Raw genomic sequence first — 15162 nt, 5'->3', positions numbered from 1 at the left:
GGGTGGTCGTATCCTCGTGATCGCGTCACGTACCCACCGTCCCGAGGAGTCGGAATGACCGAGCCCCTGCCCGCCGACGTCCAGCGGGAGATCGCCCGTGCCCTCGGGGTCGTCCCCGTGCCGGACCCCGCGAAGGAGGCCGAGCGGCGGGTGGAGTTCCTGGTCGGCCAGGTGCGGGCCACCGGCGCGCGCAGCCTGGTGCTCGGCATCAGCGGCGGCGTCGACTCCACCACCGCCGGGCGCCTGTGCCAGCTCGCCGTCGAGCGGCTGCGGGCCGAGGGGCACCAGGTGACCTTCACCGCCATGCGGCTGCCGTACGGCGTCCAGGCGGACGAGGCGGACGCCCAGCTCGCGCTCGGCTTCATCCGCGCCGACGAGGTGCTGACCGTCGACGTCAAGCCCGCCGCCGACGGCGCGCTCGCCGCCCTGAAGGCGGCCGGCCTGACCTACGGCGACCACGGCCACGAGGACTTCGTCGGCGGCAACGTCAAGGCCCGCCAGCGGATGGTGGTCCAGTACGCGGCGGCGGGTGCCAAGGGCGGGCTGGTCGTCGGCACCGACCACGCGGCCGAGGCCGCGGTCGGCTTCTTCACCAAGTTCGGGGACGGCGCGGCCGACGTGATGCCGCTGTCCGGCCTCACCAAGCGCCAGGTGCGGGCGGTCGCCGAGGCGCTGGGCGCGCCCGCCGAGCTGGTCAAGAAGATCCCGACCGCCGACCTGGAGGACCTCGCCCCCGGCCGCCCCGACGAGGACGCCCTCGGTGTCAGCTACGACGCCCTGGACGACTTCCTGGAGGGCATGCCGGTCAGCGAGGAGGTCTTCCGCACCGTCCTCGGCCACTACCGCCGCACCGAGCACAAGCGCAACCTGCCGGTCGTCCCGCCGGTGGTCTGACCGGTCCGGACGAGCGTGCCGCCGGCGCCGGGGGGCGAAGGCCCTCGGCGGTCTGATCATGACGTGGACGACCAGGCCCCCGGTACCGCCAGGTGACCGGGGGCTGCCGAACATCGCCCGGCGCGTACGGGCCGAAGCCCGAGGGGGGCGGAGTGACGACGGTGGAGCGGCTCGCGGTGGTGTCCGGGGGCGGGACCGGGATCGGCCGGGCGATCGCGGCGCGGCTGGTCGGGGACGGGCACCGGGTGGTGGTCGTCGGCCGCCGGGCGGCGGTGCTGGAGCAGGCCCGGGAGGAGATCGAGCGGACCGCAGGACCGGGGCGCGTCGTGCCGGTGGCGGCCGATCTGACCGACCCGGCGGCGGTCGAGGCGGCGGCGGCCCGGATCGCCGGGCTCGGGCCGGTGGACGTGCTGGTGAACAACGCGGGCGCGATCGTCACCCCGCCCGCCGATGACGGTCTGGCCGCGCTGGCCGCCGCCTGGCGGCGGGACCTGGACGGCAATCTGCTCACCGCCGTGCTGCTGACCACCGCGCTCCAGGACGCGCTGCGGCGGCCCGGCGGCCGGCTGGTGGTGATCAGTTCGGCCGCGGCCCAGCGCGGCGGCGCGGGCCCGCACTCGGCGGGCTCGTACGCCGCGGCCAAGGCCGCGCTGCACGGCTGGGCCTTCGGCCTGGCGCGGCAGTTGGGGCCGGACGGGATCACGGTGAACGTGCTCGCGCCCGGGTACGTCGAGTCCACCGAGATCTTCGGGGCGGGCTGGAGCGAGGAGTTCCACGCGCGGAAGGTGGCCGACACCCTGGTCGGCCGGGCGGGCACCCCGGCCGACGTGGCCGAGGCGGTCGCCTACCTGGCCTCGCCGGCCGCCGGGTACCTGACCGGTCAGGTGATCGGGCTCAACGGCGGTGCGGTGCTGGGCCGTTGAGCCCGGCCGGAGGGCCTGCGGCCTACTGCTCCGCGATCCAGTCCGTCACCAGCTCCTCCAGCACCCCCAGCGGCAGGCTGCCGTGCCCGATCAGCCGGTGGTGGAACTCCCGGACGTCGAACCGGGCGCCGAGCGCCGCCTCGGCCCGCTCGCGGTGCCGCACGATCTCCCGGCGGCCGATCAGGTAGGCGGTGGCCTGGCCCGGCCAGGCGATGTAGCGGTCGATCTCGTTGCGGACGTTGGCCTCGGGGGTCGCGGTGTTGGCCCGCATGTAGGCCTTCGCCCGCTCCCGGGACCAGCCGTAGTGGTGCATCCCGGTGTCCACCACCAGCCGGACCGCCCGCATCGCGTCCAGCGAGAGCATCCCGAACCGGGACAGCTCCGAGCCGTACAGCCCCATCTCGTCCGCGAGCCGCTCGGTGTACAGGCCCCAGCCCTCGACGTGGGCGGTCAGCTGGCCGCTCGGGTTCCGCCGGAACCGCGGCAGGTGGTGCAGGGTCTGCGCGACGGCGAGCTGGAGGTGGTGGCCGGGAACGCTCTCGTGGAAGGCGATCGCCTCGTACTCGTAGCTGAACCGGGTCTCCGGGCGCAGCGTGTTGATCCAGTGGGTGCCGGGCAGTCCGCCCGGGCCCGGCGGCTGGTAGTAGGCCAGCGGCGCGGTCTCCGCCTCGATCGGGTCGATCTCCCTGGTCACGCAGTCGGCGATCGGGTACGGGCGGAACCAGTCCGGGGCGGCGCGGCGGGCCCGGTCCAGCGCCCCGTCCGCCAGGGCGACGATCTCGGCCGCGCTGCCGAAGCGCAGCGAGCGGTCCTCGCGCAGCGCGGTCAGCACGGCGGCCGGGTCGGTGATGCCCAGCACCTTGCCGCCCAGCTCGGCGAACTCCTCGCGCAGCGCCGCGACGGCCTCCAGACCGATCCGGTGCACCTCCTCCGGGGTGAGCCCGGGCCGGGTGAAGCGGGCGACGGCGTCCGCGTAGCCCTCGGCGCCGCCCGGCACGTGGCAGACCCCGGCCTTGTCGTCCGGCCGGGCACCCGGGGCCAGCCGCTGGGCCAGCCCGGCCAGGAAGCGGGCCACCGCGGGGCGGACGGCGTCGCGCACGATCGCCAGGGCGCGCTCGGACTCCGGGCGGCCGGCCAGCGGCCGCAGCAGCTTGTCCTCGGCCGGGGCGGTCGCCAGGTGGGTCTCCAGCTGGGCGACGGCGGCGTCGACCCCGCTGCGCAGCGGGTGGCGGCCCTCGGCGGCGGCGTCCAGGGTGCGGCGCAGGACGGCGTCGAAGTAGTCGGGCAGCGCGGCGAGGCGTTCCAGGTAGGCGTCGGCGCCCTCCTGGTCGATCGAGGTCATGGCGAGCGCGGTGAAGGCCTCGTTCTGCGGGGCGACGATGGTCGCCGAGACGCTGAACTCGGCCAGCCCGTGGGTGATCTGGCCGATGCCGTTGGCGAGCAGCCGGGCGAGCACCCGGTGGGTGATCCGGTCCTCGCCGGCCAGCGAGTCCAGCGGGATCGCGGCCAGCCGGGCGGTGAAGCCCAGCAGGGCCTCGCGGTGGCGGTGCGCGGCCGCGCGGGACGGGTCGGGCACCAGGTGGGCGTAGCCCTCGACCCCGCTGAGGGTCGCGTCGAACGGGTTGTGGGTGTTCTCGGCGTCGAAGAACTCCTCCGCGAGTGCGGCGAGTCCGGTGTGCTGAGGCTGTTCGATCACGGTCGCTCCCCCGATGCGGTGTACCGCGGCGCGGCGTACCGCCGTGCCCGGTCCCGCCGATTATTCGGAGCGACCGGCGGCCCGGTCAATACGCGCTGGTGGGACGGGGGTTCCGTCCCCTCCCGCCGGCGCCCGCCACGCACGGACCCACCTGCGAAGCCGCGTACGGACCCACCTGCGAAGCCGCGTACGGACCCACCCGCGGACCCGCGTACGGACCCGCGCACACGACGGTGCCGGCGTCCGTCGGAACGGACGCCGGCACCGTCGTCGCGCGGGGGCCCGGCAACCGGCGCCGGAGCGCCGCCGTGCCGGGCGGGGGAGGACGGGTCAGCTGGCCTTGGCGGCCTTGCCCTCCTTGGCGGCCTGGGCGGCGGCCTCCTTCTCGTGCTTCTCCTTGATCCGGGCGGTCTCCTTGCGGACGTCCACCTGGTTGGCGCGCTCGTGCTGGAGCCAGAGCGGGTTCTCGGCCTTGACCGCCTCGATCTGCTCGGTGGTGAGCGCCTCGGTCACGCCGCCGCGGGCCAGGCCGGAGATGGAGATGCCGAGCTTGGCGGCGACCACCGGGCGCGGGTGCGGGCCGTTCTTGCGCAGGTCCTGGAGCCACTGCGGCGGCTCGGCCTGCAGCGCGCTGAGCTCCTCGCGGGAGACCACGCCCTCCTGGAAGCCGGTCGGCGCCGCGTCGAGGTAGATCCCCAGCTTCTTGGCCGCGGTGGCCGGCTTCATGGTCTGGCTGGTCTTCTGCTTGAGCGATGTCATGGTGACAAGGGTAAGGGAGTGCGCGGGCGCTCCCGGTCACGGTCGGTAGCCTTGCCTTGTGACAGACATGCAGGTGAACCCGTCCTTCCGGCTCGTGTACGTCCCGGGCGTGACCCCCGGCAAATGGGTCCGGGTCTGGAGCGAGCGGCTCCCGGACGTGCCGCTGGACCTCCTCGCGGTCCCGTTCGGCGACGGCGAGCGCACGCTGCGCGAGGGCGGCGCGGACGCCGGGCTGGTCCGGCTGCCGGTCGACAAGGACGTGCTGAGCGCGATCCCGCTCTACAGCGAGACCACCGTCGTGGTCTTCCCCAAGGACCACTGGCTCGCCGCCGCCGAGGAGGTCGCGCTGGACGACCTGGCCGAGGAGGTGGTCTTCCACCCGCTCGACGACACCCTCGGCTTCACCGCCGACACCCTGCCCGGGCGGCCCGCCATCGCGCGTCCGGACAGCACGGAGGACGCGATCGAGCTGGTCGCGGCGAACGTCGGCGTGCTCCTGGTGCCGCAGTCGCTGGCCCGGCTGCACCACCGCCGGGACCTCACCTACCGGCCGGTGGTGGAGGCGCCGCAGTCCCAGGTGGCGCTGGCCTGGCCGCAGGAGCGGACGACGGACCTGGTGGAGGAGTTCATCGGGATCGTCCGCGGCCGTACGGTCAACAGCTCGCGCGGGCGCGGGGCCGGGCAGGCGGCGCCCGAGGCGCAGCCGAAGAAGGCGGCGGCCGGCCGGGGCAAGCCGCAGCCGCAGAAGTCCGGCGGGCAGAAGGGCGGCGCGCAGAAGGCGGGTGGCCAGAAGGCGGGCGGGCAGAAGTCCGGTGGACAGCGCGCGGGGGCGCCGAAGGCCGGGGGCGCCAAGGCCGGCGGGCGGGGCGCGGCGGCCCGGCGCGGCAGGCCCAAGCGGTGACCGTGGCGTAGCGTCTGCCCCGTTCGCTTGCAGTCGAGGCGGGAGGAGCGGGGCAGTGTGGCACGACCTGATGGCCGTCCAGATTCCGATCGTGGAGAAGGTCCTCCGTACGGTCGCCGTCTACGTGCTGATCCTGGTGCTGTTCCGGCTGGCCGGGAAACGCGGGCTGGCGGGGCTGAACACCTTCGACATGGTGGTCGTCTTCCTGCTCTCCAACGTGGTGCAGAACGCCATCATCGGCAACGACAACAGCCTGCTCGGCGGCGCGATCGGGGCGGTCACGCTGGTCGCGGTGAACGCCGGCGTCACCCGCTGGCTCGCCCGCGACCCGAAGGCCGCCCGGCTCCTGGAGGGCAGGCCCACCACCGTGGTGAAGGACGGCAAGCTGGTCGAGGGCGCGCTGCACAGCCTGGCGCTGCGCCCGTCCGAGCTGGAGCACGCCATCCGGATCCAGAACGGCGACAAGGTCGGCGACGTCGCCCGCGCCCGGCTGGAGCCGGACGGGCAGCTGCTGGTGGCCCTCAAGCACGGCGAGCAGAGCGCCACCCGCGCCGACGTCGAGGACCTGCGGCGCCGGCTGGCGGAGATCGAGCGGCTGCTCACCGCGATCGCCGCCGACCGGCGCCCGCCGGGCTGACGTGGGCTCGCGCTCGGGCACGGGTCCAGGCTCAGAGCCGGGCCCGGGCGCGGGTTCAGGCCCGGCTGCCGGCCCAGACCAGGCGCCCGGTCGACGCCGTGATGCGGTAGTCGGCCTCCGCACCGGGCCGGGCGTAGGCCTCGACCCGGCGGCACACCACGAAGGCCGGGTCCCGCTCCGACTCCAGGACCAGGTAGTAGTGCCCCACGCCGGAGAGCTCGCCCGGGCCGCCGTCGGAGAACTCCCGGATGCTCCTGCGCTCCTCGGGGGTGGCGGAACGGATCGTCAGCGTGGGGTAGTGGGTGTGGAGCTTCATCGCCCGCACGGTCTCGAAGACGATGTCGAGGGTCTCGGGCTCCTGCCTGCCCGCCTGGCTGCGCAGCACCAGCTCCTTGTGGCCGATGCCGTAGTGCCAGAGCTGGAAGGAACGGGGGCTGTGGAAGGGGGTCTTCGCACTCCTGGTCATCCGGGCATGATCACCGGTCGGCCGCCGCCGGGGCAAGGGTTTCGGCGCGCCGGCGGCGGGCGGCGGTGAGGGCCACGGCGGCGGCCAGGGCGAAGCCGAGGGCGGCGGAGAACAGGTGGCCGACGGTGGTGAACGGCGGGAGGGGACCGGGCCATTCGCCGTCGCCGGAGAGCGGCCAGGCGAGGACGAAGGCGGCCCAGGGCAGCCGGGCCCAGCGGGGCAGGGCGAGGACGGCGAGGGCGAGGACGGTCTGGGCGCCGTAGCTGATGCCGTAGTCCGAGGCCTGGCGCACGCTCTCCGGGTACCAGCCGTGCCGCAGGGCGAACACGATCACCGCGGCGGTGAGCAGGGTGGCGCCGATGTGCCCGCCGAGGAGGACGGCGGCGGCGCGCGGGCTGCCGAAGCGGCGCTCGGTCCAGGCGAGGCAGCAGCCGATGCCGAGGCCGAGGGTGATCAGGGTGCCGCCGAAGCCGGTGGAGAGGATCTCGGTGAGGGTGCCGTCGAACAGCAGCGCGCTGCCGAACAGGGCGGTGACCGGGTGGTCGTGGAGGTTGTCGAGGTTGGTGCTGATGTGGTCGCGGAGCGCGTCCGCCCGGTCCGCGGCGAGCAGGTTCCCGACCCAGACGTTCCCGAGCAGGAGCAGGAGGACGTAGCCGAAGGTCAGCGGCGAGCGGCGCGGGTACGTCCGGACGGCGCGGAGCAGCCCGGTCAGGAGCCCCGATGGGGTGGGTGCGTTCATGGTCTGGTGGTGTCCCGGTCGAGCGGTGTGGTCCGCGGCCGGCGCCCGTGCGGCCGGCCCTGCCGGGACAGTACCGAAGCCCGGTGGGGATCCGGTCAGCGGACCCGGCGGGTCAGCGTCGCGGTGAAGGGCCGGGGCACGAGGGAGGAGCCGCGGACGGGGCGGACGGGCCGGCCGGGGGTGGGGGCGATGGTCCAGCGGGCGGCGATGGTGGCGATGGCGAGGACGGCCTCGGTGGTGCCGAAGGCGTCGCCGATGCAGCGGCGGGCGCCGAGGCCGAAGGGCGCGTAGGTGCCGGGGGCGGGGCGGGCGGTGGTGAGCCAGCGGTCGGGGTCGAAGCGGTCGGGGCGGGGGAACAGGTCGGGCCGGCGGTGCAGCAGGTACGGGCTGTACAGCAGGGTGGCGCCGGCCGGGACGCGGTGGCCGCCGAGCTCGGTGTCGGTGGTGGCGGTGCGGCTGAGGATCCACGGCGGCGGGTAGAGCCGCAGGGTCTCGCTGACGATCCGGGCGGTGAGCGGCAGGGAGGGCAGGTCCTCGTGGCGGGCGGGCCGGCCGTCCAGGACGGTGTCGAGTTCGGCGTGCAGGCGGGTCCGGACGGCCGGGTTGGCGGCGAGCAGTGTCCAGGCCCAGGAGAGGGTGGCGGCGGTGGTCTCCATGCCGGCCAGCAGGAAGGTGACCACCTGCTCGTGGACCTCGGTGTCGGACAGGCCCCGGCCGTCCTCGTCCGTGGCGGCGAGGAGCGTGGAGAGCAGGTCCTGCCGGTCGGTGCCGGTGGCGCGGTGTTCGGCGATCAGCCGCCGGGTGATCTCCCGCAGGTCCTGCTGGGCGCGGCGGAAGCGGCGGTTGCCGGGGGTGGGGAGGCGGTCGGCGCCGGGCAGCGGCAGCATCAGCCGCCGGCCGACGCCGCGGGTCACCACGTCCATGCTCCGGTGCACCGGTAGCGAGCCGGCCCGCTCGTGCGCGGCGAACAGGCAGCGGGCGGTGACGGCGGTGGAGAGGCGGTACATCGCGGCGGGGACGTCGATCACGTCGCCGTCGTGCCAGCGGGCGGTGGCGCCGGCGATCTCCTCGATCATCAGCGCGGCGTAGCCGGGCAGCCGGTCGCGGTGGAACGCGGGCTGCAGCATGCGCCGTTGGCGCCGGTGGGCGGCGGCGGGGCAGGTGGCGAGGCCGTTGCCGAAGACCTCCCGGGCCTTGTCGAGGAGGGGCCCGCCCTTGTCGAAGGTCTGGTCGTCGGTGAGCATCCGGCGGACCAGCTCGGGGTGGCAGACCACGTACGCGCGGAGCGGGCCGAGCCGCAGCCGGACGAGGTCGCCGTGGGCGGGCAGGCCGGCGACGAACTCGTGGGGGTGGTGGAGGAGGGCGGGGGCGTGGCCGAGCAGCGGGAGGCCGCCGGGGGCGGTGGCCGCGGTGAACCGGGTGGTCGGGAAGAACGGGGTCGGCACGGGCGTCACCTTGGTTGGGGCGGGAGGACCGGGACGAATCGCGAACGTGATCTTTCCCGGCGGTGTGCGGCGAAACGATCGTGGACCGGCGGACGGGGTGAACGCGGGGGCGCGGGGCGAACGATCGTGCGCCCTCGCTGTCTTGACGGCTCGTCCGCCCGGGAGCGGGCGCCCCGGGCCGCAGGGCGCCCCGGGCCGCAGGGCGTCGCCGGGTGGGCCTACACTCGGAGCCCAGTGAGATTACCGGTCAGTAGAACCGGGCAGGTACGAGCAGCCGGTGCGATGGTCGGACGGCGGAACGTCCGGCGGGGAGTGGGGGGTTCGGATGACCGACGAGCGGGTCCACGCGTTCGCCGACGACGCCCTGGGCGCCCACGACGCGGTGGCGCTCGCCGCGCTGGTCCGGGCCGGTACGGTCAACCCCCGGGAGCTGGTCGGCGCGGCCGTCGACCGGGCCGCCCGGGTGGACGGCGCGCTGCTGCCCGTCGCCCACGCTTCGTACGACAGGCCGCGGATCAGCCGGGAGGGCATCGGCGGTCCGCTCTGGGGCGTGCCGACCTACCTCAAGGACAACGTGGACCTGCGCGGCCTGCCGACCGGGATGGGCAGCGAGGCCTTCCCCGCCCGCCCGGCCCGCCGCAACGCGCGCTTCACCGACCAGTTCCTCGCCACCGGCCTGGCCGTCCTCGGCAAGACCCGGCTGCCCGAGTTCGGCCTCAACGCCTCCACCGAGTTCGCCACCGCCCAGCCGGTGCGCAACCCGTGGAAGCCCTCGCACTCGGCCGGCGCCTCCTCGGGCGGCGCGGCCGCCCTGGTGGCCTCCGGCGTGGTGCCGATCGCCCACGCCAACGACGGCGGCGGCTCGATCCGCATCCCGGCGGCCTGCTGCGGGCTGGTCGGCCTCAAGCCCACCCGGGGCCGGCTGGTCACCAACGCCCAGAGCGGCAAACTGCCGATCGACCTGGTCACCGACGGCGTGCTGACCCGCTCGGTGCGCGACACCGCCGCCTTCCTCGCCGCCGCCGAGCGGCACCGGAGCAACCCCGCGCTGCCCCCGCTCGGCCTGGTCGAAGGGCCCGGCGAGCGGCGGCTGCGGATCGGCCTGGTGGTGGACTCGCCGACCGCCAGGACCGACGGGCCGACCCGGCGGGTGGTCGAGGAGACCGCCGCCCGGCTGGAGGCGATGGGCCACCTGGTCGAGCCCGCCGCACTGCCCTTCGGCGAGGAGTTCTCCCGCGACTTCGTCAGCTACTGGGGCTACATCGCCTGGGCCGTCGCGGCCACCGGCCGGCTGCTGATCGACCCGGGCTTCCGGGCCGGGAGGCTGGACGGCCTGACCACCGGGCTGCGCCGCCGGTTCCAGGCCGAGTTCCCGCGGACCCCCGGCGTGCTGCGGCGGCTGCGCCGGGCCGAGGGCGTGTACGCGCGGATCTTCCGCACCCACGACGTGATCCTCTCCCCGGTGCTGGCCCACACCACCCCGCCGATCGGGCACCTGAGCCCGAACGTGGACTTCGACGAGCTGATGGACCGGCTGACGCGCTACGTCGCCTTCACCCCGGTCAACAACGTGGCCGGCGGCCCGGGCATCGCCCTGCCGGCGGGCTCCGCGCCCGGCGGGCTGCCGGTCGGGGTGCACCTGTCGGCGGCGCACGGGCAGGAGCGGCTGCTGCTGGAGCTGGCCTTCGCGCTGGAGGCGGACCGGCCCTGGCGGCGGATCCAGGACTGAGCGGGCCGGTCCGGGGCCCGGTCGGCCGTTCGGCGACGGCGGCGTTCGGAGTGGCGGCGCTCAGGGCCCCGCTGCTCAGGACCCCGGTGCTCAGGACCCCGGTGCTCCGGGCGGTGACACGTTCCGGGCGGTGACGCTCAGGGCAGCGGCGCCGCCACCGCCCGGGCCGCGCGCACCTCGTGGTGCAGCCGGGCGAGCGCGCAGTCCGGCGACAGCGCGTCCGGCCGCGCCTCCGGCAGCCGCTCGCCGGTGCGCAGCGCCTCGGCCAGGTCGGCCAGCTCCCGGGTGACGGCGGCGACCTCGGCGGTGGTCGGCACCGGCGCGCCGTGCTCGATCCGCACCCGGGTGGCGGTGGTGGTGTCCACGATCCGCTCGACCGCGATCACCACCGGCCACCACGCCCGCGCCCGGGCCCCGACCGGCGGCGGCTCGGTGAGGGCCCGCTGGAACTCGCTGCGCACGGCGGACAGGTCCCGGTAGAGCCGCCGCCGGTAGCGGGCGCGGGCGGCCGGTTCGTCCGGTCCGGGGCCGGTGGCGAAGGCCAGCGACACGTACGAGGCGGTGTCCTGGACGGCGTTGGCGAGGCGGTCGCCGATCCGGGTGTGCCAGGACTCCGGCCACAGCAGGTAGCCGGCCAGCAGGGAGATCCCGCAGCCGATCAGCGAGTCGTAGAGCCGGGGCAGCACCAGGTGGAAGCCCTGGTGGTTGAGCAGGTCGGAGAGCAGCAGGATGACCGGGGTGATGGCCGCGGTCTGGAAGGCGTACCCCTTGGCGGAGAGCACCGGGATCAGCGTCGCCAGCACCGCCATCACGGGGACGTCCCACCAGCCGTGCGGCACCTCGGCCAGGACCGGGATGGCGATCAGCAGCCCGGCCGCGGTGCCGAACGCGCGCAGCACCGCGCGGGAGAACACCGAGCCGAAGTCGGGCTTCATCACGAAGGTCACGGTCAGCGCCACCCAGTACGAGCGGGGCACCGCGATCACCGAGACCAGCACCTGCGCCAGCCCGATGCACAGCGCCAGCCGCAGCCCGTACCGCCAGGACGCGCCGGACAGCAGCAGCGCCCTGGCCGCCCGCCGGGCCCGCACCGCGAGGCGGGCCGGCCGGCCGAGCCGGTCGTCGGCGGCGTACGGGTCGGGCGAGGCCTCGTACGCCACGGTGGCGGCGTGCTCGATCGCCTCGACCAGGGCGCGGGTGGACGGCCCGGCGGGGCTCGGCAGGGCGAGGGGCGGCGCCGGGCCGGCGCGGTCCCGCTCGACGGCGTCGGCGAGCGCGCGGACGGCGGCCGGGTAGTCGGCCGGCAGCGGGCCGAACTCGGGCGGGCGCAGCTGGGCCGCGGGGGCCGCCTCGACCACCGGGATCAGTGCGTTGAGCTGGGCGAGCAGCCGCGCCAGGGTGGGTGAGCGGCCGTGCCGGCGGGCGCGCCGGGCGAGCAGCAGGTCGTAGGACTGGTTGAGCGACTGGGTGAGCGCGTGGCGGCGGCCGTCGTACTCCGGTGTGCCGGCGGCCTCCAGCAGGTCGGCGGCCGCCCGGTAGGTGCCGGCCACCACCGCCCGCTCGGGGACGCCCAGCCGCAGCGGCCAGGCGAGCAGGGTCAGGGTGAGCACCGCCAGGCCGCCGAGCAGCAGCAGGGCGGGCGGCAGCCACCACGGGGAGGGCAGCGGCAGGCCGGCCCCGACCACCGCGTTGAGCAGCAGGAGCAGTCCGGAGACGGAGGCGACCGCGCCGATCGAGGAGATCATGCCGGAGACCAGCGCGACGACGGTCACCGTCACGACGGCCGTCCAGCCGGTGCCGAACACCAGGGTGCCGAACAGCATCCCGAGGGCGCCGAACAGCTGGGGCACGGCGATGTTGAACACCCGCATCCGGTAGGCGTCGGCGGTGTCCCCGATGACTCCGGACAGCGCGCCCATCGACACCAGCGCGCCGTAGCCGGGTCGTCCGGTGGCGGTGCCCACCGCGAGCGGGGCGGCGAGCGCGACGGAGGCGCGGGCCGCCGCCGCCCAGGGGACCGGTGCGGACCGGGGGCGCAGGCCCTCGGTCAGCCACGGGGGAGCCGTCAACGCGCGTGCCATGTGCCCAACGTACGGCGGACCCGGGCGGTTCACCGTTCGCGCTTATGTCAATTCCGGAAACATACCCGCGCTTATGTCAGCCTCCGAAACATAAAGCGAACCCCGAGAGGCGCCGTGAGCTGCGTTGATTTCCCAATCGGTAACCCGCAGGAAAGGGTTGACACCATTAGTTGGTCTAGTCCAACGTATGGGGAGCGCGGTTCGGCAATGGCTGATGCAGGGTGAGCGGCCTTGCCGGACGGACGAGTTGACCCCCTGACGTGGCGCTGTTCCGCGCCCGCGGGCCGAGGGGAGAAGGGCCGTGTGCGGACGGCCTTCCGGTCCGCGCTCGAATTCCCGTTGCGGCCGGTGACCGGCCGCCGACTCGCCGTGCCCGCACCTGGCGTACGAGGAAGCGCTGCGTCGACTACGAACCATGGAGTGACTGCCCATGCCGAGCCCTGCCCCACACTCCGACGGACCCGCGGGGGAATACCTGTACCGGGCCGCGTCGGAGCGCCCCTACTTCAGCGCCGACACCGAGAGCTACCTCGCCCCGACCGCACTGCGCGAGGTCCGCAAGACCCGCCCGCTGCGCGTGCTCTCCGAGGAGGACCACGCCTTCTGGCAGGACTACGGCTACGTGGTGGTGAAGCAGGCGATCCCGGCCGAGGCCGCGCGCCGACTGCTCGACTTCGCCTGGGAGTTCCAGGGCCTGTCGCCGGACCGCCCCGAGGACTGGTACCGCGAGCGCGACTACCGCGACGAACTCGACCGGCACCTGCACATCTACGGCTTCGTCGAGGCCTACCACCACCAGCTCATCTGGGACAGCCGCCAGGCGCAGCGCGTCTACGACGCCTTCGTCGACGTGTGGGACTGCGAGGAGCTCTGGGTCACCCTCGACCGGCTCAACCTCAACCCGCCGAACGTCCGCAACCGCGACCGCGCGCTGATCGAGCCCACCGACCGCGGCTTCGACATCGAGCTGCACTGGGACGTCGACACCACCCGGAGCGTGCTGCCGCAGCGCGTCCAGGGCATCATCGCGCTCAACGACACCGCCCCCGACCACGGCGGCTTCCAGTGCGACCCGGAGCTGTTCCGCCGCTTCAACCAGTGGCAGGCCGCCCAGCCGGCCGACCGCGACCCGATCCGCCCGGACGTCGACCGCGCCGAGTACCCGGTCGTCCGGCCCGAGTTGAAGGCCGGTGACCTGCTGATCTGGAACGGCCTGCTCGCCCACGGCGTGGCGCCCAACACCTCCGCGGGCGGGGTGCGCGCGGTGCAGTACCTGTCGATGATGCCCGCGCTGGAGGAGTCCGAGAAGCTGCGCCGCTCCCGGGTGGAGTCCTGGCGCACGCTCGGCACGCCGGACTGGAACCGCACGCTGGTCGGCGACGCCGACCGGCCCGAGGCGCAGCGCTACGGGACCGCCGAACTCACCGAGCTGGGGGAGAAGCTGCTCGGCCTGCGCTCCTGGAGCGGCAAGCCGTTCGACGAACGCGGGGACACGGGGGAGCGGGAATGCGCGACGTCTGCCTGACCCTGCCCACCAACCGCGCGTGCGCGGACACCATCACCGCGATCGGCGCCGAAGCCGCCCACGCCGTACGGCGGTTCGGCGTCCGGGTGCACCTGCTGGTGCTGGACTCCGCCGACCCCGCGACCCGCGCCCGGCACGCCGCGGCCCTCGCCGCTCTGCCGGCCGTCGAGGGCGTGGTCGTCCACCACCTGGACGAGGACGCCCAACGCGCCTTCCTGCGCGAGGCGGTCGAGCGCTCCGGCGCGGCCGACCCGGACCGGCTGCTGCGCCTGATGCTGCCCGACGCCCTCTCCTACGGCGCCTGCACCAACCGGGCGTTCCTGCTGGCCGCCGCGCTTGGCTGCGCGTCGGTGCACCGCCGCGACTCCGACAGCAGCTACCAACTGCTCGACGGCGAACCGGTGTTCCCGATCGAGCACGAGCTGGCCACGCTCGGCCTGAAGGCCGCCGACGCGGCCGCCGCCGTCACCGAGAACCGCCTCGACCCGGCGCACGCGGACAAGCAGGTCGCGCTGGTCGGCGCCTCCTTCGTCGGCGAACTCTCCGTCGACATCGGCGAGATCCGCGAACTCGACCCCGAGGTCTACCACGACGTGGTCGCGCTCTGGGCGCCCACCGGGGCGAGCGAGCAGGAGAAGCGCGAACTCGTCGCCGAGTCCTTCACCGGCGGCGGCAGCGAGCCGTTCACCGCCGACCGCGCGGTGCTCGACCTGCCCGACATCTGGCACATCGACATGTGCAACATCGGCCTCCACCACGAGGTGTACGAACGGGTGCCGCTGCCGCCCGCCACCGACACCATCGGCAGCGACTACTTCCTGCACCACCTGGTGCGTGACGCGACCCTGCCGGGCGTCACCCACAACCGCCACATCGTCAACTACTACACCCCGGAACGCCGCACCGGACCGGGCTTCACCGCCTACCAGCTGCGCTACGCCAAGTTCCTGCTCTCCATGCTCTACCTCTACCCGGTCTACGCCGACATGGAGACCGCCGGCGGCGCCCTGCTGGACGAGCAGCACCGCGTCCGCCCCGAGGCGATCGCCGACTCCGCCCGTCGCAGCGCCGCGACGGACCGCGCGGAGAACCACCGCAGGCTCGCCGAACTCGACCGCTGCTACCGGCGGCTCGGCGGGAAGTACGCCGACTTCGCGGACCGGTTGGCGCCCCTGCGGGCGCGCCTGCTCGACGAGGCGCAGGCGGACATCGAGGACTTCGCAGCGCTGATCGACGCGTGGGGCCCGCTGGTGCGGGCGGCCAAGGCCACCCCCGCCGACCGGTCGCCGCGCTAGCCGGACGGGGAGCTCACCGTGATACGCCAGACCACCAGCAAGACCAGTACGGCCGCCGGTCACGCCACCGCC

Annotated in this window: 13 protein-coding genes; 7 read left to right on the top strand and 6 right to left on the bottom strand. The window is 74.8% G+C overall.

The features are described 5' to 3' along the window. The first annotated feature begins 54 nt into the window (after positions 1-54). Together nadE and ACLWS4_RS16785 are read left to right on the top strand one after the other, a co-directional pair. Positions 55-894: an ammonia-dependent NAD(+) synthetase gene (nadE, locus tag ACLWS4_RS16790; protein ID WP_416874475.1), complete on the top strand. Its 840-nt coding sequence runs from the start codon at positions 55-57 to the stop codon at positions 892-894. A gap of 152 nt (positions 895-1046) precedes the next feature. Further along, complete coding sequence (locus ACLWS4_RS16785) at positions 1047-1817, top strand: SDR family NAD(P)-dependent oxidoreductase (protein WP_380780416.1); 771 nt, start codon at positions 1047-1049, stop codon at positions 1815-1817. A 22-nt stretch (positions 1818-1839) separates the two neighbouring features. Here ACLWS4_RS16785 and ACLWS4_RS16780 read toward each other — a convergent pair whose 3' ends face one another. Both ACLWS4_RS16780 and ACLWS4_RS16775 read right to left on the bottom strand, forming a co-directional pair. Further along, positions 1840-3513, bottom strand: a complete 1674-nt coding sequence (locus tag ACLWS4_RS16780) for a DUF885 domain-containing protein (RefSeq protein WP_416874474.1) — start codon at positions 3511-3513, stop codon at positions 1840-1842. A 330-nt stretch (positions 3514-3843) separates the two neighbouring features. Continuing rightward, the gene (locus ACLWS4_RS16775; protein ID WP_049657333.1) at positions 3844-4272 is read right to left on the bottom strand and encodes a DUF5997 family protein; all 429 of its coding nucleotides are present in this window, start codon (positions 4270-4272) and stop codon (positions 3844-3846) included. Positions 4273-4339: 67 nt separating this feature from the next. On the opposite strand from ACLWS4_RS16775, the gene ACLWS4_RS16770 reads away from it, so the two are divergent. Then, positions 4340-5173, top strand: a complete 834-nt coding sequence (locus tag ACLWS4_RS16770) for a LysR family substrate-binding domain-containing protein (protein ID WP_181970875.1) — start codon at positions 4340-4342, stop codon at positions 5171-5173. A gap of 55 nt (positions 5174-5228) precedes the next feature. Then, positions 5229-5810 (top strand): DUF421 domain-containing protein, encoded by a 582-nt coding sequence (locus ACLWS4_RS16765; protein ID WP_049657336.1) that lies wholly within the window; start codon positions 5229-5231, stop codon positions 5808-5810. A 55-nt stretch (positions 5811-5865) separates the two neighbouring features. Here ACLWS4_RS16765 and ACLWS4_RS16760 read toward each other — a convergent pair whose 3' ends face one another. The 3 genes from ACLWS4_RS16760 to ACLWS4_RS16750 all read right to left on the bottom strand — a co-directional run bounded on the left by ACLWS4_RS16760 (position 5866) and on the right by ACLWS4_RS16750 (position 8460). Next, positions 5866-6276, bottom strand: coding sequence for a hypothetical protein (locus tag ACLWS4_RS16760; protein ID WP_416874473.1), 411 nt, complete (start codon positions 6274-6276; stop codon positions 5866-5868). A gap of 10 nt (positions 6277-6286) precedes the next feature. Beyond that, positions 6287-7015, bottom strand: coding sequence for a rhomboid-like protein (locus ACLWS4_RS16755; RefSeq protein ID WP_416874472.1), 729 nt, complete (start codon positions 7013-7015; stop codon positions 6287-6289). 95 nt (positions 7016-7110) lie between these two features. Continuing rightward, positions 7111-8460, bottom strand: coding sequence for a cytochrome P450 (locus ACLWS4_RS16750; RefSeq protein WP_416874471.1), 1350 nt, complete (start codon positions 8458-8460; stop codon positions 7111-7113). A gap of 325 nt (positions 8461-8785) precedes the next feature. On the opposite strand from ACLWS4_RS16750, the gene ACLWS4_RS16745 reads away from it, so the two are divergent. Continuing rightward, a complete protein-coding gene (locus tag ACLWS4_RS16745) occupies positions 8786-10189 on the top strand; it encodes an amidase (RefSeq protein WP_049657344.1) in 1404 nt (467 codons plus the stop codon). 137 nt (positions 10190-10326) lie between these two features. On the opposite strand, the gene ACLWS4_RS16740 is transcribed toward ACLWS4_RS16745, so the two are convergent. Then, positions 10327-12270 carry an FUSC family protein gene (locus ACLWS4_RS16740; RefSeq protein WP_416874470.1) on the bottom strand — a complete coding sequence of 648 codons (1944 nt, stop codon included), beginning with the start codon at positions 12268-12270 and terminating at the stop codon, positions 10327-10329. Between the two features lie 430 nt (positions 12271-12700). Between ACLWS4_RS16740 and ACLWS4_RS16735 the strand changes: the two genes are divergently transcribed. Together ACLWS4_RS16735 and ACLWS4_RS16730 are read left to right on the top strand one after the other, a co-directional pair. Then, complete coding sequence (locus ACLWS4_RS16735; protein ID WP_049657105.1) at positions 12701-13795, top strand: phytanoyl-CoA dioxygenase family protein; 1095 nt, start codon at positions 12701-12703, stop codon at positions 13793-13795. Further along, positions 13777-15090, top strand: coding sequence for a DUF6271 family protein (locus ACLWS4_RS16730; RefSeq protein ID WP_416874469.1), 1314 nt, complete (start codon positions 13777-13779; stop codon positions 15088-15090). The genes ACLWS4_RS16735 and ACLWS4_RS16730 overlap by 19 nt, the downstream gene beginning before the upstream one ends. Positions 15091-15162 lie beyond the last annotated feature (72 nt).

It is taken from the genome of Kitasatospora sp. SC0581 (genome assembly GCF_048159585.1).
GTDB lineage: Bacteria > Actinomycetota > Actinomycetes > Streptomycetales > Streptomycetaceae > Kitasatospora.
Note: the sequence above shows the minus strand (reverse complement) of the source record. Positions and strands in the feature narration are given on the sequence as shown.

Coding starts and splice junctions, on each gene's coding strand:
- ACLWS4_RS16730 (WP_416874469.1), top strand. CDS start 13,777: ATGCGCGACGTCTGCCTGACCCTGCCCACCAACCGCGCGTGCGCGGAC.
- nadE (WP_416874475.1), top strand. CDS start 55: ATGACCGAGCCCCTGCCCGCCGACGTCCAGCGGGAGATCGCCCGTGCC.
- ACLWS4_RS16755 (WP_416874472.1), bottom strand. CDS start 7,015: ATGAACGCACCCACCCCATCGGGGCTCCTGACCGGGCTGCTCCGCGCC.
- ACLWS4_RS16740 (WP_416874470.1), bottom strand. CDS start 12,270: ATGGCACGCGCGTTGACGGCTCCCCCGTGGCTGACCGAGGGCCTGCGC.
- ACLWS4_RS16735 (WP_049657105.1), top strand. CDS start 12,701: ATGCCGAGCCCTGCCCCACACTCCGACGGACCCGCGGGGGAATACCTG.
- ACLWS4_RS16745 (WP_049657344.1), top strand. CDS start 8,786: ATGACCGACGAGCGGGTCCACGCGTTCGCCGACGACGCCCTGGGCGCC.
- ACLWS4_RS16770 (WP_181970875.1), top strand. CDS start 4,340: ATGCAGGTGAACCCGTCCTTCCGGCTCGTGTACGTCCCGGGCGTGACC.
- ACLWS4_RS16760 (WP_416874473.1), bottom strand. CDS start 6,276: ATGACCAGGAGTGCGAAGACCCCCTTCCACAGCCCCCGTTCCTTCCAG.
- ACLWS4_RS16775 (WP_049657333.1), bottom strand. CDS start 4,272: ATGACATCGCTCAAGCAGAAGACCAGCCAGACCATGAAGCCGGCCACC.